This window comes from Streptomyces sp. NPDC058307 (assembly GCF_042880295.1).
Taxonomy (GTDB): domain Bacteria; phylum Actinomycetota; class Actinomycetes; order Streptomycetales; family Streptomycetaceae; genus Streptomyces.
On record NZ_JBHVYZ010000013.1, the window covers coordinates 65,938 to 87,410 of the forward strand.

A 21,473-nucleotide genomic window follows, 5' to 3' on the forward strand; every position below is an offset into this window, starting at 1 on the left:
GCCGTGAACAATTCAGCGCCCCGTCGGGCAGATTTGCCGGTACGGCGCGTCGGGGACGTACCGGCGCCACTGCGCCCTGGTCAGTCCGCCACCGGCGCGTTCGCAGACGGTCCGGACGGCCGCGTCGGGGGCGATGGGGTGGCGTTGCAGCACCACGTCCGGGCCGGCTGCGTAGACCGTGCCGTCGTCCCGGCCGAAGGCGAGGGAACGGATCTCGCCCCCGGGCGTGGGCAGGTCGCCGCCGAGGAGCCGCTGGCCCGCGGTGTCCCACAGCCGGAGGGTGCCGTTGGCTCCTCCCACGGCGAGGGTGCTGCCGTCGGCGGAGAAGGCCAGCGCGCCCACGGCCTCGGGGACGCCGGGCGGGGCCGTGTCGGCGGTGCCGGTCAGGACACCCGTGGTGTGGCGCAGGTCGCCGTCCCAGAGGGTCACGTGCCCGGTCGTGTCGCCGACGGCGAGGCGGCTGCCGTCGCGGCTGAAGGCGAGGGCGGTGACCTCGCGGCCGTCGGCGAGCGCCCACCCGGTGACCTTGCCGGAGGGCAGGTCGGCGTACTGGTCCAGGTCGCCGACGAGGAGCTGGCCGTCCGGCCGCACGGCCACGGCCTGCCCGAAGAGGCCGTGCAGGGCTCGCGGGCTGCGACGGGCCCGGGTGTCCCAGACCTCCGCCGCCTCGCGGTCGCCCGCGGAACGTACCGCCAGCAGCGTGCGCCCGCCGGTGCCCAGGGCGAGCGCGGAGACAGGACGGTCGGCCGCGCCGGAGGTCGTGAAGCTCGTACGGACCGTATGGGCTCGTACGTCCCACACCGTGAAACGCAGCCGCAGGGAGCCGCCCGAGGAAGTGGTGTCGGCGACGGCGAGCGTCCGGCCGTCCGGGCTGAAGGACAGCAGCGGGGTTTCGTCGCCGGTGTCGCCCGGCAGGGGGCCGAGCGCGCTCCGGGCGAGTACCGCGCCGCTGCCGGTGGAGCGCAGGTCGAGGCGGTAGCCGTGCCCGGCCCTGGTGACGGTGGCGAGGGTGGTGCCGTCCGGGTCGAGGAGTGTGGCGTCGGCCGGGGTGTGCCGCCAGGGGGTGGTGAGGCGGTCGCTGAGGTCGAGGGTGTGGACGGTGGCGCGGTCGAGGTAGCGCAGGGTCCGGCGGCCGTGGTCCGGGGTCCACGTCAGCCCCCTGACCTCCGCGCCGGCCAGCGGCCGGTGGAAGACCTGCCCGCCCCCGGACGCCAGCTGCCATACGGCGATCTCCTGGTCGTCGGTCGTGGCGAGGAACTCTCCGTCCGGGGAGAGGCCGGCCTCGGTGAAGCCCGTGGTGCCGCCGCCGGCGAAGTCGGCGACGCCACGACCGCTGCGGATGTCCCAGACGTCGGCCGAGGCGCCGTAGGTCACGGCCAGCCGGCTGCCGTCCGCGCTGAGGCGCAGCAGGCGCTCCCCGCCGTCGGCTCCCGTGCCGGTGCCGCAGACCATGCCGTCCGCCTTGTCCCACGCGCCGGACAGCCGCCTGCCGCGCACGGTGTCCCACACCTGCGGCGGCCCCTGGGCGGGACAGAGCGCGGCGAGGCGTCCGCCGGGGCCGAGGGCCGACGTGGTGATGGCGCGGGAGACGCCGGTGGTGAAGAGGACCTTGCCGTCGTCCGTCCGCCGAACCTGCACCTGGCCGGGCCCGTCGATCGGCTGGGTGAGATACGCGTCTCCGTCCGGCGCGGTCGCCCCGAGCTCCGCATCGCCCAGATCGGCGGCGGACCTCCCTTCGGGGAGGTTCCACAGGGTGTCGCTGTCCTCCCCGGTCAGGACGAGGAAGCGCCCGCCGGGGCCGACGTCGGACGCCTCGGTGCCGCTCGGCAGGCGGTAGACGCCCGTGCGGCGGTGGCCGGCCACGCTCCAGGCGGTGGCCCGGCTGCCGTCGGCCCTGAGCAGGGTGCGGCCCTGGTCGGTGAGGAACCGCCGGACGTCCTCGCCGGCCTGCGGGTCGGTGAAGGAGTCCCGTTCCGGCTGGGCGAGCGCGCCCAGCACGGCCGAGCGGGACTCGGTCAGCGGGGCGATCCGCCACGCGGCGGCGCCGAGCAGGGACGCGGTACGGGGATCCGTGGCCCGCAGGCTCTCGGCGACGGTGGCCAGGCGCCGGGCGGCGGCCTTGGCGGACTCCTCCTCGCTCACCCGCTCGCGCTGCCAGGCGACGAGTCCCGCGGTCAGCGCGAGCACGAGGAAGACGGAGAGACCGACGCTGAGCGCACGCGTGCGGCGGGCGGTGCGCGTGACGGCGTCCCGTTCGCCATCACGGGCCGTGGCCGAGGCGGTCAGGAAGGCCCGCTCCAGCCGGGTGAGGTCGTCGGTGTCGTCGTCGTCGTTCTCCCGCTGCCCGCCGAACAGCTCCTCGGCGCGCTCCAGCCGTGCCCCCCGGTACAGCGCGCCGGGGTCGCGGTCCAGCTCCTTCCAGGCGCGGGCGGCCTCCCCGAGGATCCGCTGGGCGCGCAGCCGCTCCCGGCTCTCCTCGATCCAACCGGCGAGACGCGGCCAGCCGGTGATCAGGGCCTCGTGGGCGAGTTCGACGGTGTCGCCGTCCAGGGTGACCAGGCGGGCGGCGGCCAGACGTTCCAGCACGTCCGGCGCACCGGGTCCCAGCTCGGAACGGGATGCCGGGCGCCGCGTGTCGGCCGTACGGTCGCCCGGGGTGATCAGCCGCAGCAGGATGCGCCGGGCGGTGCGTGCCTGGCTCCCGTCCAGGTCGCCGTAGACCTGCTCGGCGGTGGCGGCGATCGCCCCGCGCACACCGCCCGTCTCCTCGTACGCGGCCAGCGTCAGCGTGCGGCCCCGGCGGCGGCGCCAGGTCTCCAGCAGGGCGTGCGAGAGCATCGGCAGCGCGCCCGGCCGGTCGCCGACCTCCTCGGCGATCCGCGCGGTCAGCACCCGCTCCACGTTGAGCCCCGCCGCGGTGGCCGGGCCGGTGACGACCTCGCGCAGCTCGTCCGCGCTCATCGGCCCGACCAGCAGGTTCGCGTGAGCGACCGCCTCGGCCAGCTCCCGGTGCTCGGCGCAGTGGCCGTAGAAGTCGCCGCGCACCGCGACCACCACCCGCAGCTGGCTCTCCGGCTCACGCGCGCGGAGCAGCAGGTCCAGGAAGCCGTCCCGCTCCTCCCGGTCGTGGCAGAGCGTGAACAGCTCCTCGAACTGGTCGACGATCACCCAGGTGTCCAGCTCACCGTCCTGAGGAACGAGCGCCTGCCGATGTGTGTGGGCAGGTCGCTCGCCGGGGGTGAGGACCCGGACCACCGCCGGGCGGCCGGCACCCCTGTCCTCCCGCAGCAGCGGGATGAGGCCAGCCCGCAGAAGCGAGGACTTGCCGCTGCCGGAGGGCCCGAACACCGCCGCGAACCGGTGCGCGTGCGCCAGGTGCAGCAGTTCGTGGACGAGTGCCGCCCGGCCGAAGAACAGGTCGCTGTCAGCCGGTTCGAAGCGGGCCAGCCCGCGGTACGGCGCGCGCTCGTCGGCCGTGGGAGCCCGCAGCTCGGCGTCCGCCTCCCGCCAGCGGGCCGCCCACTCGTCGGGGTCGGCGTCGAGGGCCTCCGCGTACGCGCGGACCACCGCCAGTGTCGGCAGCTGGTCGCCGGCCGCGGCCTGCGACAGCGCGGTCGTGGAGTAGCCGGCCCGCTCGGCCATCTCCCGGTACGGCGGCTTGCCGGCCTTCTCCCGCAGCAGGCGCAGGTCGTGCGCGAGGCGCTGGACCGGTCCGGCACCGGGGTCGACCGGTTTTTCTCGTCGGCCCACCTGGTGGCACCTTTCAACCCGCGAACAGCTCTCGAACAACCCTGGAACACAAAACGGAGCTCAACCTACGTTTTCAGTCATCCGCAGGCAATCCCGGTCCATCACGCGGAACGCCCCGCTCAGGGCACCAGCTCGATGGCGTCGTAGGAGACCCCGGGGCTCAGGTAGGCGGTGCCGCCGGAGCCGCTGACGATGTCGATCGTCAGCTCCTGGTAGGCGTCGGCGGACTTGATCCAGGCGCTCACCGGGACGGCGTAGCTGTAGGTGTGGTTGCTGCCCCGGTAGGAGCCGACGGTCAGGGAGCGGGTCGTGGGTTCCTTGGCGGGCTGGGGTGCGGCGGAGAGCCAGTCGTTGACCCTGATCCGGGGCCTGCCGTTCGCGAACGCGGTGGTGATGCCGATGTTGAGGGTGTGGCCGGAGGCCAGCTGCTGCTGCGTCAGCCTGAAGCGGATCTTCAGTTCGTTGTTGATGTCCGCCCACTGGTAGCAGGGGAAGTCCGCCGCGGCGGAGGAGCCCACCGTGTGGACACCGGTGGCCCAGGGCCTCGCGCGTGCGTCGGAGGGGTGCATGGTGGTCATGAGAGTGGCGTTCCGGAAGCCGGCAGGGGTGCCGGTCCAGTCGCCGATGCGCCAGATCGCGGGGTTCCGGCTCGGGTCGGCGGTGATCCTCAGCGTGTGAAGGGCCGTCGTCTTCCCGGCCGTGACGGTGACGGACTCGGTGTGGACGGCGAGTTCGTCCTTGTACACGGTGAGCGTGTAGGTGCCCGGGAGCATGTACGGGGAGAGGAAGTGGCCGGTGGCCGCGTCGGCCTTCGCCCAGTACTGGGCGGCGGCGTTCGCGAAGCCCACGGTGTAGGCGTGGCCGTCGCTCCGGCCGCTGACGCCCACGCCGGCGACCCGTCCGCGACCGGCGCGGCCGACCCAGCCGACCAGGCCCAGGCCGTCGGCCCAGGAGGTGTCGATGACGTCGTGGGAGAGGGAGCGGGCGGGGGCGCCGCCGTCGGTGAAGGCGAGGACGTAGGGCCCCTGGAGGCCGAAGCGCATCGGCTCGGTCTGGTTCTCCCCGTAGTAGAGGATCTCGTACAGCCCTGCGCCGTCCTCGTAGTGGTGGCGCATGAGCGAGCGGTAGAAGGGGCCGCCGGAGGCCTTCTCGTGGTTGCTGCGCACCATCCACATGCCGGTCCTGCCGTCGCTCCAGCCGACGTGGTCGTAGTCGATGACGCGCTGGTTGGAGTAGTGCTTGGAGCGGGTGGTGCCGTTCGGCTTGCGGCGGATGTCCTGGGCCTCGATGAGGGTGTCGGTGCGGGCGTCCCAGGTGTCGGGGTTGTCGTTGGGGAACAGGCCGGGCCTGACGCGGACGATGTAGCGGGTGGCGGTGATGGAGGCGTCCGCCTTGTTCGTCCACATGTAGACGTTGTTCTCGCCGCGGCGGGCGGCGTAGTAGTGGTGCATCGTGCCGTGCACGACGGTGACCAGGATGGTGTCGCCGGTCTTGCGGATGCCCACGGACGAGGCGCCGAGCCCCGTCTCGACGTGGGAGTTCCGGTTGCCGTAGCCCTGGTACTCGGTGCCCTTGTGGACCAGGGAGGTCAGGTCGCCGTTGCGGTGGTCGACCTTGAAGACCAGGTCGGCGCCGGTGGTGACGACGTAGGCCCGCCCGTCGTCGCGGTATCCGAAGGCGCTGGGTGCCGCGTCGGCGCTGGCGAGCAGGGGGCCGGCGACCGCGGCGCCCCCGCCGAGGACGAGTCCGCCGGCGGCGGTTCTGAGCAGGACGTCGCGGCGGGTCGGACGTCGGTGACCGTGTGCGGCCATGGTGGTTCCGTTCGTGAGCATGGGACTGACGGGCCGTGGTGTGCGGCGGTGGCGGCCGGGCTGGCCCACCACCGCCGGGTGCCTTCCGGTTACCGGACGGTGCGGTAGGCGTGGCGGATCGTGCCGGTGTACGTGTTGCCGGCGGTGTCGGCGAGGTCCGCCCTGAAGGAGACGGTGCCGGGCCGGTTCGGGTTGGTAAGGGCCAGGTAAGGCTTGCCGCTCGCCGCGTTGTGCACGGTGACCGGGGCCCAGGTGCGCCCGCCGTCGTACGACACCTTCACCCTCAGCGACCTCAGGTGCCCCTTGGCCGCCGCCGGGCCCTGCAGGGACAGCGGGACGGTGATCCGGGCGCCCGCCTTCGCGGTGCCGGTCAGGCTCAGCTTCGGGTGGAAGCGGACGACGGACAGCGGCCAGGCGACCACCTGGGTCTCAGGCGTGTTCGCCGAGGTGAAGGTCCACACGCCCTCCACGTGGTCACTGATCTTGTAGCCCCTGCTGCGGTCGGCGGTGACGGAGAGTCTGAAGCGCGCTGTCCCGGCCGGCAGGTTGGAGTAGGTGTTCGGGCAGGTGTCCTCCGTGAAGTCGCCCACGACCTTGCTGCCGGAGGTGAGCCGGGTGTGGACGCCGGTCTGCGCGGAGTACGAGAAGTCGCCGGGCCCGTCCGAGAACATCGGCACACACACCGCGTAGTACCGGCCGACACGCAGCCCGCCCACGAGCTTCGTCGGTGTCACGATCGGGCCGTGGACACCGCCGTCCAGCGTGACGCGGTAGACACGGTTCGGTTCGAAGCGGCGGACGGTGGTGAAAGCGACCATGCCCTCGCCGTCCGTGCCGTTCTGGGTCCGGGCGCCCAGGTACCAGCGCATGCCGTGGTCGGCGGACAGGTACTGCACGACGGAGGAGGCCGGCGCCGGCCGCAGCGGCCCTTCGAGGGGCGAGACGACCTGGTCGAGCGATGGCCGGCCGGGTGTGCTCCACCAGCTGTTCGGCGCGGTTTCCGCCTTGGCCAGGGCGGTGGCGACGGAGGTGTTCACCCTGGCCATGCCCCGGGTGGAGGCGAAGGTGCGGGTGAGGCCGTCGAAGAACCCGCCGGTGCGGGTGGTCACCAGGGTGTACGCCGGTGAGGTCGCGCTGCGCTGCCAGACGCCACCGATCTGGGCGATGGCGGAGTTCGCGGGGGCGTTCGGGCCGACCTGGCCGAGGAAGCTGTTCTTGGCGTCGATGGACGTGCCGACGGAGAAGTCGTAGGCCGCTGTGGCACCGCGGGCGGCGAAGACGGCCTGGCCGTCGCGCAGGGTGGCCCGGCGGTCCGGAGCGGTCACCTTCACAGGTTTCGCCTTGCGTCCGTCGAGGGCGACGGTGGTGTCGTGGTCGAGTACGAGGTGGGGGGCGATCAACTGGACGGACTGTCCTGCCGGGGTGATGGTGGCGGCGCTGATCGCGTAGCGCCCCCGGGGCAGCCGCAGGGTGACCGTGCCGCCGCGTGCCTTTCCGTCGTCGTAGGGCGTGAACTGCTTGCCCGTGTCCAGTCCTGCCACGGTGACGTCCGGCTCGTTGTCGCGCTTGCCGTCCCGCCGGGTGGTGACCAGGGTCAGTCTGTGGGTCTCGACCTCGCGGTCGACCGCCACGGCGGTGCGGACGCTGTGCCCGTCGCCGTTTGCGGTGATCGCGCCGGAATAGAGGCCGTCGGCGCTGCCGAGCCGGGTGTCGGCCGTGACCGCCGCCCGCGCGGTGCCGCCGGCCGGGACGGTCAGCCGGGCGGGGGAGACGGTGACCATGCCGGTGGGCGCCGTCCTGCCGCCGGGGCCGGTCGCGGTGATGCCCAGGTCCAGGGTGACCGGCCCGGTGCCGTCGTTGCGGTAGGTGAGGGTCCTGGTGGCCGGGGTGTCGTCGTTGTGCGGCCACGGGGCCGGGGTGCCGAAGTCGACCGCGGACGGCTCGCTGCCGACGGTCGCGCCGATCGCCCCTGCCAGGTCGACCCGGCCGGCGCCGACGTCGTACGCGGTGACGCCGCCCAGCGTCTTCGCCGAGGCGGTGAGGGCGGACTTGAGCCGTTCACCGGTCCAGCCGGGGTGTTCCTGGGCCAGGACGGCGGCGGCGCCCGCGGTGTGCGGGGTGGCCATCGAGGTGCCGGACATCGACACGTAGCCGGGCGCCTCGTCGTTGCCCTCGGTGCCGTGGGCGGCCTTCGCGGCGATGATGTCGACGCCGGGCGCGGCGATGTCTGGCTTGAGGCGGCCGTCGGCGGTGGGGCCGCGGCTGGACCAGGAGGCGATCGTGTCGGCGCGGTCCACGGCGGCCACCGTCAGGGCGGACGCGGCCGATCCCGGGGAGCCGACGGTGGTGTCCGAGGGGCCGGAATTGCCGGCGGCTATGACGAACAGGGCGCCGGAGGAGGCCGACAGGTCGTTCACAGCCTTCTCCAGAGGGTCGACGTCCGGGGTGTCGACCTCGCCGAGACTCATGTTGACGACCTTGGCGCCCTGCGCCACGGCCCACTGCATCCCGGCGATGATGCCCGAGTCGTCGCCGAAGCCCGTGTCGTCCAGGACCTTGCCGACCAGCAACTCCGCTCCCGGTGCCACTCCCTCGTACGTCCCGCCGCTCCTCGCCCCGGAGCCGACGATGGTGGAGGCGACGTGGGTTCCATGACCCTGCCTGTCGTCGGCCGAGTCGGAGTCGGTGAAGTTCCTGGACTCGAGGACCCTGCCCTTCAGGTCCGGGTGGGTGGCATCGATGCCGGTGTCCAGGACGGCGACCTTGACGCCCTTGCCGGTGTAGCCCGCCTTCCAGGCCGTCGGGGCACCGATCTGCGCGACCCCGCCGTGCGGGTCGGGAGCACCGGAGTCCTGCGCGCTGATCCTGACCCGGCCGTCGAGCCACACCCGGTCGATCCCGGGGGCGGCGGTCACGGCGGCGCGGCCGCCGGCGGTGTCGGTCAGCGCCTGCCACACCTTGCCGGCGTCCGGCTTGTCCGCGGTCAGCGAGTCGCCGTGGATGGCCGGCAGCCGGTGCGTGACCTCCGTCGCGGTGGCGAGGAGGGCTGCCCGGGCCTCCTGCTGCGCACGGCCGGCGCCCTTGTAGGAGACGATCAGTGGCACCTGCGCCCGGTGGGTGTCGTCGTAGCCGTCCTCGACGAGCCGCGTGACGTCGAACAGCCGGCGGTCCAGCCTGCCGCTGCCCAGCAGCCTCGTCGCGTCGAGCGGCACGACGTAGGTGTGGCCGGCGAAGTGCCGTACCGAATACCCGATGCCGCCGCGGCCCTTGCCCGGCCGCACCTCGACCACCCGGCCGTGGCCGTCCACGGCGACGGTGTCACCGGTCAGGAGCGTCACGCGCGCGATGGGCTTGGCCAGGGCGCCCGGGGGCGCGGTGGGCGGGCCGCCCGACGTGCTCGGTGCGGCGGAGGTGACCGTCGCGGTCGCGGTCAGGCAGGTCAGGGCCAGGACGGCGGTGATGCCGCACAAGCTCCTGGTGTGCCCGGTCGGTCGCCTCGTGGTTCGTCGGTGCTGGTGCCGCAAAGGAAGGTCCCTTTCCCCGTGATCGGTGCGTCGTCCGTAGCTGGTCGCGGACGCGAGCGGAAGGGCGGCCCCGAGTCACCGAGGGGGGTTCGGTGACCGGGGCCGCCTGCTGAAGAGCCGACGGCGAGGGAGCGCCACCGGTTCGCACCGACTCTGCAAGGACGGGGAGTTGTTCAGTAGGCCCTGACCAGCACTGAAAAACAGGACGGCCCGTGGTCAGAGGCGTTCGACGGGCCCCCTGCGACACCTGCCACACACGGCAGCGTCCGACCCCCTGGTCAGACGTGCGAGAGGGCGAAGGAGACCAGGAAGCCGCTCACGGTGATCAGGCCGATGGCCAGGTGGGCGTCCTCGAACGCCTCGGGGATCATCGTGTCGGCGACCATGGCGAGGATCGCGCCGGCCGCCACGGCGGTCACCGCGGCGATCCACGCGGGGGAGAGGGAGCCGACCACGGTGTAGCCGAGGACGGCCGAGACGGTGCTCGCGGCGGCGATCGCGGCCCAGACGCCGAAGACGTACCCCTTGGTGCGGCCCGCCTTCTTCATCCCCGCCGAACTGGACAGTCCCTCGGGCACGTTGCTGATGAACACCGCCGCCACGGTCACCAGGCTGACCGCGCCGCCGTCGAGCAGGCTGACGCCGATCACCGCGGACTCCGGCACGCCGTCGAGCAGCGCGCCGAGGGCGAGCGCCATCCCCGAGCCGCCCTGCTGGGCCTCCGAGGGCTGTGCCGCCGACTGCGCGTGACCGGAGCGCTTGCGGTGCCGGGCACCCCGGCGGGCCAGCCACACGTTGCCCGCGGTGTAGGCCAGGGCGCCGACGAGGGTGCCGACGGCGGCGGGAGTGAGGCCCGCCTCGTCGTACGCCTCACCGACCAGCTCGAAGGAGACCGCCGACAACAGCACCCCGGCACCGAAGGCCATCACGGTCGCGATCACCTTCTGCGGCACCCGCAGCCCGTATCCCAGCGCGGCACCGAGCAGCAGCGCCGAGCCCGCCACCAGCCCCCACAGTCCAGCTTGTACCACTTCAGCCATGCTGACGCGTCTACCCGGTATGGATGTGGATCAACAGGCGACCAGCACGGTCGTACGGACGACGAACACCCTGTGCCGGCCATCCCGACACCTTTGACCAGCCAAGATGCCTGTATCAGGTGAAGGCGCGAAGATGCGGGGAAGAAGTTGCGGCAACCGATGGGAGGTTGCTGTGGAGGGTGGAGATCTGGAACTGGGCGAATTGCTGGCCGCTGCGGAAGCGGCCCCGCCCGGTGAGTCCGTCGACGTGGTGGCCCGCGACCTGCAGAAGCGGTTCGGCGCGGAGCGCGTGTCGTTCCTCTTCGTCGACCTCATCGGCCAGCGGCTGGTACGGCTCGCCGCGGCCGGCGCCGATGACGGCACGGATCAGGCCGAGCCGGTCGACCTGCAGGGCAGTGTCTACGACGAGGTGTTGCGCAGCCAGCGCCAGCATGTGGAACCGGACGGCCAGGGCGGACGGCGCGTCATCACGCCGGTCACCAACCGCGGCGACTGCATCGGCGTACTGGAGGTGAGCCTGCAGAGCGCGGACGACACCGTGCTGAGGCAGGTCCGCGAGGCGGCGCACGCGCTGGCCTACATCATCGTCACGGACGGGCGCTTCACCGACCTGTACCACCTGGGCCGGCGCACCACCGAGACCAGCCTGGCCGCGGAGATCCAGCACCAGCTGCTGCCCTCGGCCCCCTGCTGCGAGGCGGAGCAGTTCACCCTCGCCGCCGGGCTGGTGCCGGCCGACGACATCGGTGGCGACACCTACGACTACACCCTCGACCGCGACACCCTGCATCTGTCCATCACCGACGCGATGGGGCACGACACGAACTCGGCGCTGCTGGCCACCCTCCTGGTCGGTGCGCTGCGGCGGTCCCGGCGCAGCGGCTGCGACGCCCTGGAACAGGCCGACGACGCCCATCAGGCCCTGCTGAACCACAGCCGTGGGCTGGCCACCGGGCAGTTGCTCTGCGTCGACCTGGAAACGGGCCTGTGCGAACTGGTCAACGCCGGCCATCCCTGGCCGCTGCGGCTGCGTGACGGCGTTGTCGAAGAGGTCAGGCTCGCCGTCAATCTGCCGTTCGGAGTGGCCGCACCCGCCTCCTTCCAGCTCCAGCAACTGCAACTGCGCCCCGGGGACCGCCTGATCCTGCTCACCGACGGCATGCTGGAACGCGGTGCCGCGACGGCCGACCTGGCCTCGGTCATCCACGACACCGGCGCGCTGCATCCGAGAGAAGCCGTCCGGGCCCTGACCGCCGCGGTCCTCGATGCCTGCCATGGCAGCCTCAGAGACGACGCCACGGTCCTGATACTGGACTGGCACGGTGATCGCCGCCGCCGACCGGGGCCGTGAACGCGGTGACCCTCGTGTGTCAGGGGTTCAGGGCCTGCTCGAGCGTGGGATGGCAGGGGATGACGGTGTCCAGGCCGACGAGTTCGAGGACCCGCATCACCGACTCCCGCGCGGCCGCCAGGCGCAGCCATCCGTGAGCCGCGCTCACCTGGTGGTGGACGTGGACGAAGACGTTGATGCCGGTGGAGTCCAGGAAGGTCACGCCGCTGAGGTCCGCCACGACACGCGGTGCCGGACCGTGGTCGGCGCCGTCCTCGGGCAGCAGCGCCGCGGTCAGCGCGTCCTTGCCGTCGTGGTCGATCTCTCCGCGCAGGGTCACCACGCGGATGCCGTCGACCGCGGAGTGCGCGATGGACAGCTGTCCGGGTCGGCCTGTTGGCGATATGTCGGTCACCGTTCCTCATCTGAACCTGGGCTGCTGGGGAGCAGCGTCCGCGGACGATTGTGCCGCACCGTCCGGGCCGGTCGCACCAGGGCGTCTGTGCCGGACATCACCCGTCCGTCGGCCTCGCCCTCTCGGGAGACGACGGACGCACCGCCCCCGCCCGGTGATTGTCGACCACCGCTCCGTGAAAACGGTTTCTGAGCACACCCGCACACACCCGCACCCCCGCACCCCTGGCCCCTCACCCCTGGAGCGCCATTGCTCACCGGGTCGCCCCTGTCGGTGTACCTGACCTGGGCCGTCCTCGCCCGGCCGCCGACGGGGGAGCCCGCGTCGCACCGCGCGCGACACACCACGAGGGCGTTGAGGAAGTACGCCGTCACGGCCCTGGCGCGAGGGGAGGGCCGTACCTCACCCGGCGGGTTCGATGCGGAGGACGGCGGCCGCATCGAGGATGTCGACGACCTTGAGGCTCATGGCGCTGTTGATGGTCGCGGCGGGCTCTTCCTCGCAGCTGAGGGTGACCCCGCCCCCGCCCTCCGACGACACGCCGCCACCACCGGAACACCCCGAGACGCTGAAGCCGGACCCGGTCAGCCGGGTGACCATGTCGACCTTGCCGCCCGCGATCCCCGTCACCTTGATCGGCCCGAGGCCGTACGCCTCCGGCACGCTCACGGCGTCTCCCACGGCGACCTTGATCTCACACGTGCCGTCAGCACACGGTCCGGTCGGCGACGGCGACGGCGACGGCGGCGAGGGCGGCGGTGTGGACGACGCCGTGGGCGTCTTCTCGGAGTCGGAGGCCGACCCGCCGGAGGAGTTCGAGGAACACGACACGAGAACGGCGGACGCGCAGGCGACCACAGCGGCGACGGCGACGGCGGAAGGGCTGCTGCTACGCATCATGGGTGCCGTTGAACCCCCGCCGCCAGCCGCTTTGCGGGCAGTTGTGAGAACGGAACCGCGCCCCACATGCGTCCCGGACGCCCCGGCAGGGGAGAATGGGCCCCGTACCCAACGGTCGACCCTTGCGGAGGAGCGGGCACATGCAGAACGCGCGAGCTGGGCAGGTCGCCGGGCCCGAGGACCTCATCGACGTGGCCCGTCTGGTCACGGCGTACTACACGCTGCACCCCGACCCGGCCGAACCCGGGCAGCGGGTGGCCTTCGGCACCTCGGGACACCGCGGTTCGTCCCTCGCGGCGGCCTTCAACGAGGACCACATCGCCGCCACCAGCCAGGCCATCTGCGAGTACCGCGCCGCCCAGGGCACCGACGGCCCCCTCTTCCTGGGCGCCGACACCCACGCCCTGTCCGAGCCCGCCCGGGCCACGGCGCTGGAGGTGTTCGCGGCCAACGACGTGACCGTCCTCATCGACCAGGCCGACGGCTACACGCCCACCCCGGCCGTCTCGCACGCCATCCTGACCCACAACCGGCACCGGACCTCGGCACTCGCCGACGGAGTCGTGGTCACCCCCTCGCACAACCCGCCCGCCGACGGCGGCTTCAAGTACAACCCGCCGAACGGCGGCCCCGCGGGATCCGAGGCGACCTCCTGGATCCAGGACCGCGCCAACGAGATCATCACCGGCGGCCTGAAGGACGTACGGCGCATCCCCTACGCCCGCGCCCTGACCGCCCCCGGTACCGGCCGCCACGACTTCCTCGGCGCCTACGTGGCCGACCTTCCGAACGTGCTGGACCTGGAGGCGATCCGGTCCGCCGGCGTGCGCATCGGCGCCGACCCGCTGGGCGGCGCCGCGGTCGCCTACTGGGGCCGGATCGCCGAACAGCACGGACTCGACCTGACGGTGGTCAATCCGCTCACTGATCCCACCTGGCGCTTCATGACGCTCGACTGGGACGGCAAGATCCGCATGGACTGCTCGTCGCCCTACGCCATGGCCTCGCTCATCGAGCAGCGCGACCGGTTCGACATCGCCACCGGCAACGACGCCGACGCCGACCGGCACGGCATCGTCACACCGGACGCGGGCCTGATGAACCCGAACCACTACCTGGCCGTGGCCATCTCGTACCTGTTCTCGCACCGGGACCAGTGGCCCGCGGGGGCCGGGATCGGCAAGACCCTGGTGTCGTCCAGCATGATCGACCGGGTCGCCGCTGACCTCGGCCGCACGCTGGTCGAGGTCCCCGTCGGCTTCAAGTGGTTCGTGGACGGCCTGTCCGACGGCACGATCGGCTTCGGCGGCGAGGAGTCGGCCGGCGCGTCCTTCCTGCGCCGCGACGGCTCGGTGTGGACCACCGACAAGGACGGCATCATCCTGGCGCTGCTCGCCTCCGAGATCACGGCGGTCACCGGCAAGAGCCCCTCGCAGCACTACGCCGCGCTCACCGACCGCTTCGGTTCCCCCGCCTACGCGCGCGTGGACGCCCCGGCCTCCCGCGAGGAGAAGGCCCTGCTCGCCAAGCTGTCCCCGAGCCAGGTCACCGCCGACACCCTCGCCGGAGAGCCGGTCACCCAGGTCCTCACCGAGGCGCCCGGCAACGGCGCCGCGCTCGGCGGCATCAAGGTGGCCACCGCCAACGCCTGGTTCGCGGCCCGCCCCTCCGGTACCGAGGACGTCTACAAGATCTACGGGGAGTCGTTCCTCGGCCCCGACCATCTGAGCCGGGTCCAGGAGGAGGCCAGGTCCGTGGTGCTGTCGGCGCTGGGCGCCTGACCCGGCATGGACGAGCGCGACGGGGCGTCGAACGAGGAAGCCGGCGAGATCCGCCGCTTCTGGCGCGGGCTCGGTCTGCCGGGCCTGATCGACGTCCACACCCACTTCATGCCCGAGCGGGTCCTGCACAAGGTCTGGGAGTACTTCGACGGTGTCGGGCCGCTGACGGGCGGACTGGAGTGGCCGATCACGTACCGGAAGGAGGAGGCGGAGAGAACGGCCCTGCTGCGGGAGTTCGGGGTCAGGGCCTTCACCGCGATGCTCTACCCCCACAAACCCGCCATGGCCCGGTGGCTGAACGGATGGGCGGCCGACTTCGCCCACCGCACCCCCGACTGTCTGCACACCGCCACCCTCTACCCCGAGCCCGACGTCGAGACCTACGTCCGCGAGGCCGTCGAGGCAGGGGCGCGGGTGTTCAAGGCGCACGTCCAGGTGGGCGGGTACGACCCGGCCGACGAACTCCTCGACCGGGCCTGGGGGCTGCTGGCCGAGGCGGAGGTCCCCGTGGTGATCCACTGCGGCTCCGGGCCCGCGCCCGGCAAGCACACCGGCCCCGAGCCCGTCGCGCGGGTGCTGGCCCGCCACCCGAGGCTGCGGCTGATCGTCGCGCACATGGGCATGCCCGAGTACGAGGAGTTCCTCGACCTCGCCGAGCGGTACGACGAGGTGCGGCTGGACACGACTATGGCGTTCACCGACTTCACCGAGGGCTTCATGCCGTTCCCGCGCCGCGCCCTGCCCCGGCTCGCCGCGCTCGGCGACCGCGTCCTGCTCGGCTCCGACTTCCCCAGCATCCCCTACCCTTACCTGCACCAGCTCCAGGCCCTGGAACGCCTGGACCTCGGACCGGAGTGGCTGCGGGCCGTGTGCCACGACAACGCGAGAAGCCTGTTCGACCTGTAGCGGCGCCGGCGCGCACGGGCCGAGGGGTGGGGGAAGGGCCGCCTCGACCTCCCCAGGTGCGACGGCCCTTCCCCCGGGTAAGCATCGATCCTGCTACCCCGAAGATCCGGACTCATGCCACAGGGGTTGACGGACACGCGTGGTGCGGTCACGTTGGACAACGCCAGGGATGTGGGAGCGCTCCCGTGCCGTACGGGCCGTACGGGCCGTACGGAGCATTCCGGGGCTGGCCACCGCATCCCGACCGACCGTCCCCGACCGTCCCCGACCAGCCAAGGATGGCCAGATGCAGCCCCCTTCGCCCCGTCGCTTATCCCGCAGAACCCTGGTGACCGCCACCGCCGCCGGCCTGGTCGCCGCCGTCGCCGCCCCCTCGCGGGCGTCCGGCGCCGCCTCGTTCCGGTTCCACACGGTGGGCCGGGTCAAAGCCGCCGCCGACGGGTTCGTGCGGTACAGCTGGCCCGGCATCTACTTCGAGGCCCGGTTCCGCGGCACCGGTGTCGGCGTCCTCCTCGACGACTCCGTCAACGACTACGACGTCCAGGTGGACGGCAGGACCGCGGCCACCCTCGTGACCCCGGGCCGGACCACCGCCTGGGTCAGGGGACTCTCCGACACCGAGCACCGCGTATGCCTCGTCAAACGCACCGAAAGCCCCTGGAGCGAAGGCAGGTTCGGCGGCTTCGTCGCCGCTGCGGGCGGCGCGATCCTCGCCGCGCCCCCGGCCCGGCGCAGGCAGATCGAGTTCATCGGAGACTCCTACACCGCGGGCTACGGCAATCTCTCCGGCACCCGTGACTGTTCGACCAACGGGGGAGTCGACCGGAACACCGACTCCGACCTCTCCTTCGGCGCCCTCACCGCCCGGCACCTCGGCGCCGACTACCAGATCAACGCCTTCTCCGGCCGTGGCATGGTCCGCAACTACAACGGCAGCAGCCCCGGCACCGACTTCCGCACCTACTACGACCGTGCCCTGCTGAGCGTGGAGGGGGACGTCTGGCGGAAGCCGGCCGACTGGCGGCCGCAGGTCGTCGTCATCGGGCTGGGCCTGAACGACTTCTCAACACCCTTGAATCCGGGCGAGCGTTGGGGCACGGAGGCCGAACTCGTCACTGCCTACGAGTCCGCCTACCACGGCTTCCTCGACAAGCTGCGCGCCCGCTACGGCCCCAGGACGTTCCTCGTCGTCAGCGCCACCGGTCTGGGCTCCAGTCCCTTCGCCGAGACCGTCGAAAGGATCGCCCGGACCCGCAACGCGCGGGGCGACGAGCGGGTCGGCCACTGGTACTACGACGACGCCGCCCTGGATCACCTCGGCTGCGACTGGCACCCCTCCGTGCGGGACCACCGCATCATCTCGGGCCTGCTGGACGAGCACCTCGCCACGCTTCCGCTGTCCTGGTAGCGGGTCTGGCAGGCAGGTCCGGTGTTCAGCTGATGCAGAGCAGGTTGAGCACGCACAGTCCCGAGGGGTCGGTCGCGGACGACGACGTGCCCGTCTGTGAAGTCGTCGAGCTGTCACCGCTGGTGCTGGTGCTGGTGCTCGTGCCCGTGTTCGTGTTCGTGGTGGTCGTGCCGGCGGTGGACGAGGAGGAGGTCTGCGTCGTCGTGCCCGTGGTGCCCGTGGTCGTCGTGGTCGTACCGCTCGTGCCGCCGGTCTTGGTGCCGGCCGCGACCGACGTCGAGCGCGTCCCCTGGGACTGCGAGCGCGAGGCGGTCGTCGCCGTGGGTGTGGGGGCGGTGGCGGAGTCGGTGTGGACCGACGACCGGGTCGTGGTCGACCCCGAGCCGACTGTCCGCCGGTGCGAGCCGACCTTCGTGGTGGGGGTGGTCGTCGACGCCTGCTGTGCCGTGGCGGGCGTCGCCGCCGGGAGGGCGTCGTCCGAGGTGGGCAGCTCCGCCACGCCCATGGACCGGTTGTCCGGCGCGGCGGCCGCCTGGTCGCGGGTGTTGGACTGCTGGCTCATCGCGGTGACGGTCAGACCGCCACCGACGAGGGCGACGGCGGTCGCGACCACGGCCTTGCGCTGGTTCTTCTTCCAGCGGACCCGCTGACGCCGGCGTGCCGCCCGCCCCTCCGCCACCACGGGTGCGTCCGCCACGTCCTCGGACGGGACGCCGGGGTCGGTGCTGGCAGCCGGCTCCTCGGGGAGGCCCGCGTCGTGCCACTTGGGTGCTTCGTCCCACGCCGCTGACGCCGTGCCCGTCGTCGCGTAGAGGTGGGCGGGGGGAGCGATGTCCGGGGCGTAGGCGCCGCATCCGGGACACGCCAGGGCGCCGTTGAGATGCCGACGGCACGAGGAGCAGTAGTCCATCTGGTCTTCCTGAGTCGACTGCACCATCGGCCCGATGGCCGTGGCCGGTCTCGTTCGCACGGAGGATCGAGCCGAGGCAAAAGTAGCGAGGCTTTCGAAAGGCGGTGTGCAGCCTGTGTGATGCTCCTGCGCAGATGTCCGAGGGGTGCGGTGGGCATGGGGGACGTACGTCGTATTCGAGCCACTTGTCTGGCATGCGCCCCCGGCTCCTGGGTGGCTTCCCATGTGGGCCGATGTGCCGCACAGCACATCGGCCCACCTCAGGAAGCCCAGCAAGGGCCAGCCGCGCCGGAGCGTCCAGAGGGTGGCGTGATACACGCCGTCGGGGCTCGCGGGGTCGGTCGACGCCGTCGCGCCGTTGCCGACCGCGGCACCCTGCCGGTAGACGTCGGACGCCGTGGAGTGGACGCCTCCGACGGCGGGCAGGAGCGTGAACTCGCCGGTGTCGACCCGGTAGACGTAGGCGAAGGGCCCGGGATTGATGTCGCTGGCGGCGTACTTTCCGGCCACGCCGTTGATGTAGGTCCGTCCGGGTCCGGGGCCGAACGCGGACAGGGTCCCGGAGCGGAGGTCGTAGGCGTACGCACCGGGGCGCGTGGTCGCCAGCACGGTGTGCCCGGTGACGACCGGGCGGTAGGACATCTCGGGGCCGAGGTCGGACCAGACCCCGCTGCGGATGTCGTACGCGAAGCCGCGCTCCGGAGGTGTCCCGGAGGAGCCGTCCGGCTTCGGCTGGAAGGTGCCGACGACCGTGTGGCCGGTGATCGAGGTGACCTTGCTGGAGACGCCGTTGTCGTAGGTGCTCAGATCGGTCCAGGCCCGGGTGCGCAGGTCGTGGACGTAGGCGTGGCCGCCCGCGAACGGCGTGTCGGGCTAGTCCCAGGTCCCCGCGACGTACCGGCCCTCCGAGGTCCCGGCTGCGGTGCTGGTCCCGTCCGGGCCCACCGGGAGTCGACTTCGGTCAGGACGCGGGTGCGGGGTCGTATGCGTAGGCGTGGGTGTTCTGGTTGCCGGGTGTCCTGGCGCTGCCCACCACGAGGCCGCCGCTGATGGCGGCGACATGGCTGTCACTGCCGCCGAAGGTGCCGATGGTCTGCGTGCGGTGGGTGCGCAGGTCATGGACGAGCCCGCGTCAGTCGCCGCCCGCCAGCGAGGAATCGCCGATCACATAGCGAGTTCCCCCCTGTGGACAGGTGTGCGAACTCGGCGTTGCTACCGTCCAGCCACTCCGGCCAACCGCCGCCCCAGGGAACGTACGGAAGAACTCATCCGGGTGACGCACCCCTTGTGGGCGCTCACCGCGCCGGCGCCCGCGCCGCCAGCGCATCGAGGAGCAGGTCCACCGCCTCCTCGAACGAGCTGTCCGCCATCCCCGGCAGCTCGCGGCGTACCGCGGTGAGCGCCGGGTACGTCACCGGGTCCAAGGCCTGGTAGACCTCCCGCCACGCCCGCCGGTCGGCCTCGCGCTGCTGCCGGGGGAGCGCCTGGAAGGCCGCGTCGGCGGCCGCGTGGCTCAGCACGGTGTCGATGAAGGCCAGATACAGACGTGCCGCGGCGGCCGGTGCGAAGCCGGCGGTCAGCAGCAGGCCGATCCCCGTGTCGACCGCCCGGATCTCGCTCCTGCGACGGGTCACCCGGTGCGCTGCCAGGGCGGCCGCCCGCGGATGGGCGAGATATCCGGCGCGGACCCGCAGGGCCATCTCGCGCAGCGAGGCCACCCAGTCGTCACCGGGGACGAATCCCGCCATCGCGTCGCCGATGATCCGGTCCGCGATGGCGAGCACCAGGTCGTCGGTGTCGTGGAAGTAGCGGTACAGGGCGGTCGGGTCGCAGCCCAGCGCCGCGCCGAGCCGGCGCACGCTCAGCGCCTCGGAACCGTGCTCGCCGATCAGCCGCAGCGCGGTCTCGACGATCAGGCCCTCGGACAGCAGGACTCCGGAGCGGGTGGGCCGCCGACGCCGGCGCTCCGCCGGGACACGGCTGGACATGAGCGGATCCTCTCGCCGGGGCCCTCGCTGAACGACCCAGGCACTCGGTGACCGACCCGGGCCCTCAGTGAATGACCCGGGCCCTCAGTGAACGACCCCCGCCGCCTTACGTCAACAGGGTTGACCCAATGTGGACCTCGGCTGTTCCATCACCTCACCGCGCGGCTCTTCCCCGTCTCCCGTCCCCGAGGAGCCCTCCATGTCCTCCGCACCTCCCCTCTCCCCGGCACCGAGTCCGAATCTGCGCCGCTCCCTCGGCGTCGTCGACGGCGTGGCCATCGCCGCGTCCAGCACCGCGGCCACCACCAGCATCGCCATCGGCATGGGCACGATCGCGACGATCGTGGGCCTCCAGGCCCCGGCCCTGCTGCTCCTGGCCTTCCTGCCGGTCCTCGGCATCGCCACCGCCTACGCCCGCCTGAACCGCTCGGAGCCGAACTGCGGCAACGGCTACGTCTGGGTCGGCAAGTCCCTCGGCCCCTGGCCCGGCTTCCTGACCGGCTGGGTCACCCTGGTCGGCTCGGTCATCTTCTGCGCCTACACCAGCGCGATCATGGGCTCGGTCGTCCTGGCCTTCGCCAACAAGGCCGGACTGCACAGCGTCGCCGGCATCGCCCTCGACCCGACGTCCACCGGTGTCACCACCGCGATCGGACTGGTGATCCTCCTCGCCCTCACCGCGCTCGCCGTCACCGGGGTGCGGGCCGCCACCCGCTTCCAGTTCGCCCTCCTGGTCTTCGAGTACACAGTCCTGCTGGCCTTCTGCGGCTGGGCCCTGATCACCGGCGACCACGCCCTCTCGCTGTCCTGGTTCAACCCCTTCGAGATCTCCAGCGGCACCGCCTTCGCCCAGGGAATGGTCCTCGCGGTGTTCTTCTTCTGGGGCTGGGACGCGGCCTTCAGCGTCAACGAGGAGACGAGGAGCCCGGGCGACGCGGCCCGCGGCGGCCTCATCGCCCTCTTCGCGATGCTCGGCCTGTTCCTCTTCGCCTCGGTCGCCTTCCAGCGGGAGATGAGCCTGGCCGAACTCGTCAGGAACGGCCCCCAGGCCCTGCCGTACCTCGGCGAGAAACTGGCCGCCGAACCCTGGGCCACCCTCCCCCTGGTCGCGCTGATGTTCTCCGCGGTCGCCTCCGTGCAGGCCACCCTGATCCCCACGGCACGCGGCCTGTTCGCGATGAGCCGCGACCGCACGATGGGACCGGTGTGGACCCGCGTCCACCCGCGCTACGGCACCCCCGCCGCCGGCACGGTCGTCGTGATGGCCATCGCCGCGGTGGTCGCCCTGCTCGCCGTGGCGATTCCCAAGCTGAGCGACATGCTGCTGGCCGCCGTCAACGCCATCGGCCTCCTCGTCGCCCTCTACTACGGCCTCACCGCGCTCGCCTGCGCCGTACGGTTCCGCTCCGCGCGTCACGAAGGAGCACGGGAGGCGCTGCTCGCCATCGGCGTGCCCGCCGTGTCCGGCCTGATCCTGTTGGGCCTCGGCGGCTACCTCGGATACTCGTACCTGACCATGAGCGACCACTTCGAACTCAGCCCGGACAACGGCTGGTTCATGTTCTCGCTGCCCGCCGTGATCGTCCTCGCGGGCCTCGCCATGGCCGCCGTCGCCAAGTACGTGCGGCACTCCCCGTACTTCACCACGGGGCGCGGCACCGACGCCGAGTCCCTGACCCTGCCGATGGACCGCACGGCGGTCTGACCTTC

The 21,473-nt window shown here is 72.3% G+C and carries 14 protein-coding genes; 6 read left to right on the forward strand and 8 right to left on the reverse strand.

Annotation, left to right across the window (positions count from 1 at the left end; all coding sequences use genetic code 11):
* Window positions 1-12 precede the first annotated feature (12 nt).
* From ACFVYN_RS12430 to ACFVYN_RS12445, 4 genes are all read right to left on the reverse strand, one after another.
* Complete coding sequence (locus ACFVYN_RS12430) at window positions 13-3,750, reverse strand: helix-turn-helix domain-containing protein (RefSeq protein WP_389996414.1); 3,738 nt, start codon at window positions 3,748-3,750, stop codon at window positions 13-15.
* A 119-nt stretch (window positions 3,751-3,869) separates the two neighbouring features.
* The gene (locus ACFVYN_RS12435; RefSeq protein ID WP_389996417.1) at window positions 3,870-5,582 is read right to left on the reverse strand and encodes a rhamnogalacturonan lyase B N-terminal domain-containing protein; all 1,713 of its coding nucleotides are present in this window, start codon (window positions 5,580-5,582) and stop codon (window positions 3,870-3,872) included.
* 68 nt (window positions 5,583-5,650) lie between these two features.
* Window positions 5,651-9,031, reverse strand: coding sequence for a S8 family serine peptidase (locus ACFVYN_RS12440; RefSeq protein ID WP_389996420.1), 3,381 nt, complete (start codon window positions 9,029-9,031; stop codon window positions 5,651-5,653).
* A 332-nt stretch (window positions 9,032-9,363) separates the two neighbouring features.
* The gene (locus ACFVYN_RS12445; RefSeq protein WP_389996423.1) at window positions 9,364-10,125 is read right to left on the reverse strand and encodes a ZIP family metal transporter; all 762 of its coding nucleotides are present in this window, start codon (window positions 10,123-10,125) and stop codon (window positions 9,364-9,366) included.
* 172 nt (window positions 10,126-10,297) lie between these two features.
* Between ACFVYN_RS12445 and ACFVYN_RS12450 the strand changes: the two genes are divergently transcribed.
* Window positions 10,298-11,476 (forward strand): PP2C family protein-serine/threonine phosphatase, encoded by a 1,179-nt coding sequence (locus ACFVYN_RS12450; RefSeq protein WP_389996427.1) that lies wholly within the window; start codon window positions 10,298-10,300, stop codon window positions 11,474-11,476.
* Between the two features lie 19 nt (window positions 11,477-11,495).
* On the opposite strand, the gene ACFVYN_RS12455 is transcribed toward ACFVYN_RS12450, so the two are convergent.
* On the reverse strand, window positions 11,496-11,870 hold the full coding sequence (locus ACFVYN_RS12455; RefSeq protein WP_389996430.1) for an STAS domain-containing protein: 375 nt from the start codon (window positions 11,868-11,870) through the stop codon (window positions 11,496-11,498).
* A gap of 402 nt (window positions 11,871-12,272) precedes the next feature.
* Window positions 12,273-12,539 (reverse strand): hypothetical protein, encoded by a 267-nt coding sequence (locus tag ACFVYN_RS12460; RefSeq protein WP_389996433.1) that lies wholly within the window; start codon window positions 12,537-12,539, stop codon window positions 12,273-12,275.
* 371 nt (window positions 12,540-12,910) lie between these two features.
* On the opposite strand from ACFVYN_RS12460, the gene pgm reads away from it, so the two are divergent.
* The 3 genes from pgm (at window position 12,911) to ACFVYN_RS12475 (ending at window position 16,865) form a co-directional block, all read left to right on the forward strand.
* Window positions 12,911-14,551 carry a phosphoglucomutase (alpha-D-glucose-1,6-bisphosphate-dependent) gene (gene pgm / locus ACFVYN_RS12465; protein WP_389996436.1) on the forward strand — a complete coding sequence of 547 codons (1,641 nt, stop codon included), beginning with the start codon at window positions 12,911-12,913 and terminating at the stop codon, window positions 14,549-14,551.
* Between the two features lie 6 nt (window positions 14,552-14,557).
* A complete protein-coding gene (locus ACFVYN_RS12470) occupies window positions 14,558-15,457 on the forward strand; it encodes an amidohydrolase family protein (protein WP_389996439.1) in 900 nt (299 codons plus the stop codon).
* Window positions 15,458-15,743: 286 nt separating this feature from the next.
* Entirely contained in the window at window positions 15,744-16,865 is a 1,122-nt protein-coding gene (locus ACFVYN_RS12475) for an SGNH/GDSL hydrolase family protein (RefSeq protein WP_389996442.1), read from the forward strand.
* Window positions 16,866-16,890: 25 nt separating this feature from the next.
* Here ACFVYN_RS12475 and ACFVYN_RS12480 read toward each other — a convergent pair whose 3' ends face one another.
* Window positions 16,891-18,417: a hypothetical protein gene (locus tag ACFVYN_RS12480; protein WP_389996444.1), complete on the reverse strand. Its 1,527-nt coding sequence runs from the start codon at window positions 18,415-18,417 to the stop codon at window positions 16,891-16,893.
* Window positions 18,418-18,451: 34 nt separating this feature from the next.
* Between ACFVYN_RS12480 and ACFVYN_RS12485 the strand changes: the two genes are divergently transcribed.
* Entirely contained in the window at window positions 18,452-18,574 is a 123-nt protein-coding gene (locus ACFVYN_RS12485; RefSeq protein WP_389996447.1) for a hypothetical protein, read from the forward strand.
* Between the two features lie 496 nt (window positions 18,575-19,070).
* On the opposite strand, the gene ACFVYN_RS12490 is transcribed toward ACFVYN_RS12485, so the two are convergent.
* Entirely contained in the window at window positions 19,071-19,763 is a 693-nt protein-coding gene (locus tag ACFVYN_RS12490; protein WP_389996450.1) for a TetR/AcrR family transcriptional regulator, read from the reverse strand.
* A gap of 199 nt (window positions 19,764-19,962) precedes the next feature.
* On the opposite strand from ACFVYN_RS12490, the gene ACFVYN_RS12495 reads away from it, so the two are divergent.
* Complete coding sequence (locus ACFVYN_RS12495) at window positions 19,963-21,468, forward strand: APC family permease (protein ID WP_389996453.1); 1,506 nt, start codon at window positions 19,963-19,965, stop codon at window positions 21,466-21,468.
* The last annotated feature ends 5 nt before the right edge of the window (window positions 21,469-21,473 follow it).

Bases quoted from the DNA above. Each gene is read 5' to 3' on its own strand.
- ACFVYN_RS12435 (WP_389996417.1), bottom strand. From the start codon at position 5,582: ATGCTCACGAACGGAACCACCATGGCCGCACACGGTCACCGACGTCCG.
- ACFVYN_RS12445 (WP_389996423.1), bottom strand. From the start codon at position 10,125: ATGGCTGAAGTGGTACAAGCTGGACTGTGGGGGCTGGTGGCGGGCTCG.
- pgm (WP_389996436.1), top strand. From the start codon at position 12,911: ATGCAGAACGCGCGAGCTGGGCAGGTCGCCGGGCCCGAGGACCTCATC.
- ACFVYN_RS12470 (WP_389996439.1), top strand. From the start codon at position 14,558: ATGGACGAGCGCGACGGGGCGTCGAACGAGGAAGCCGGCGAGATCCGC.
- ACFVYN_RS12475 (WP_389996442.1), top strand. From the start codon at position 15,744: ATGCAGCCCCCTTCGCCCCGTCGCTTATCCCGCAGAACCCTGGTGACC.
- ACFVYN_RS12480 (WP_389996444.1), bottom strand. From the start codon at position 18,417: ATGTCCTACCGCCCGGTCGTCACCGGGCACACCGTGCTGGCGACCACG.
- ACFVYN_RS12485 (WP_389996447.1), top strand. From the start codon at position 18,452: ATGTCGTACGCGAAGCCGCGCTCCGGAGGTGTCCCGGAGGAGCCGTCC.
- ACFVYN_RS12490 (WP_389996450.1), bottom strand. From the start codon at position 19,763: ATGTCCAGCCGTGTCCCGGCGGAGCGCCGGCGTCGGCGGCCCACCCGC.
- ACFVYN_RS12495 (WP_389996453.1), top strand. From the start codon at position 19,963: ATGTCCTCCGCACCTCCCCTCTCCCCGGCACCGAGTCCGAATCTGCGC.